Origin of the sequence: Paraburkholderia sediminicola (assembly GCF_046027825.1) — a bacterium.
Taxonomy (GTDB): domain Bacteria; phylum Pseudomonadota; class Gammaproteobacteria; order Burkholderiales; family Burkholderiaceae; genus Paraburkholderia; species Paraburkholderia sediminicola_D.
The window spans coordinates 1-1,461 of record NZ_JAQQDU010000220.1; the positions used below are offsets into that span (position 1 = coordinate 1).

Here is a 1,461-nt window from a genome sequence, read left to right on the forward strand (position 1 = left end):
GCGCTGACGCTGCAGTTCTTCATAGTGCTGCTGGCCCTGGTCGACGAAGGCTTCGCCACGCGTGAGCATGAAGTACACCATGCGGGCGAGCTTATGGGCGACGGCGGTATTCGCACGCGGCTTGTCCATGCGTGAGCACAGCCGGCGGTAGAACGCGCCGAGCGCCGAGTCATTACGCGAGAGGCTCATGGCCGCCAGCTTGAGCGCCTGGCGCACCCGGTTGGTGGAACACCGGGTGCGGGCGCTGAGCACCTTGCCGCCACTGACCTTGGTGCCCGGACACAGTCCCAGCCACGAACAGAAGTGCTTGACGTTGGCAAAGCGGCTCAGGTCCGGGCCGATCTCCGAGAGTATCGTCATCACCGTGGTGACCGCCAGACCGTTGATGCGCGTCAGGTCGACGCCCGCCCAGCGCGCGAGCGCGGTACGCGCGTCAAACCGCGGGGTGTTCTTGTGGCGCTTCTTCTCCGGCCCGGCCAGTTCCACGTCGTGACGCCCGAGCGGTACCCGCAGCGCCTCGGTCTTCGCGTCGCACTCGAGCACCCGCTGGGCCAGGCTGTCGACCATCGCCAGGGCCTGCCCGAGCACGAACAGGTGCTCCTCGCGCCAGTTGCCCGTCAGCGCCCGCTCGATGTCGCGCTCGCTGGCCTTGACGCGGCCGTTGCGGTGCCGGGCCAGCACCTTGGGGTCACGCTCGCCGGCCACAATCGCCCGCACGATCGCCTGCCCGGTCATGCCCATCACGTCGGTGAGCACCTCGGCAAGCTGGAGGTTCATCTGCACCAGCGCCTTCTGCATGCGCAGCACCCAGCTGGCCTGTTCGGCCAGCAGTACCTCGCGCTGACGTACCACCGCACGCACCACGCAGACCTCGTCGCCCGGGCGCCAGGCCGCGCGCAGCAGCCCCAGGCTCATCAGCTTCTGCAGCCACTGGCAATCCTGCACGTCGCTCTTGCGTCCCGGTACGTACTTCATCTGCCGCGCGTCGACCAGCCATACCGCGAGTCCGCGCCGCTCGAGCACCTCGTACACCGGGATCCAGTACACGCCCGTCGATTCGAGCGCCACCGTGTCGACCCCGCACGCCAGCAGCCAGTCGGCCATCGCGTTCAGGTCATCGGTCATCGCCCCGAATTCACGCACCGGCTCGTCATCGGCCTGTCGGGGCACCGCCACCCAGTGGCTGGAGCCGCCCACATCGATCCCCGCTGCGTTCGGGAACACCTCGTCTTCTTCTCGCTTGCGCATCGCCATCGCCTGCTCCAGAATCGTCCGTGAACGGCAGCGCCATGGGAATCGTCGAAATTGACCCGATCTCCTGAACGGGATGCGGCTCGCGCCGCTCACCACTGTCGCCGACGAATCCCGGACCATGCTCTTAAGCGGGCTCACTCCACGGCGGCCATGCCGCGAGCGCGCACCATTGGTCTGTCGGTCATCGCGGCGCTGCCGTTCACCGGT

Annotated in this window: 1 protein-coding gene; it reads right to left on the reverse strand. The window is 67.7% G+C overall.

Going from position 1 to position 1,461, the window contains the following annotated elements:
- On the reverse strand, nucleotides 1–1,254 hold a 1,254-nt coding region (locus PQQ96_RS41945), incomplete at its 3' end, for an IS110 family RNA-guided transposase (RefSeq protein ID WP_408303284.1).
- Between the last annotated feature and the right edge of the window lie 207 nt (nucleotides 1,255–1,461).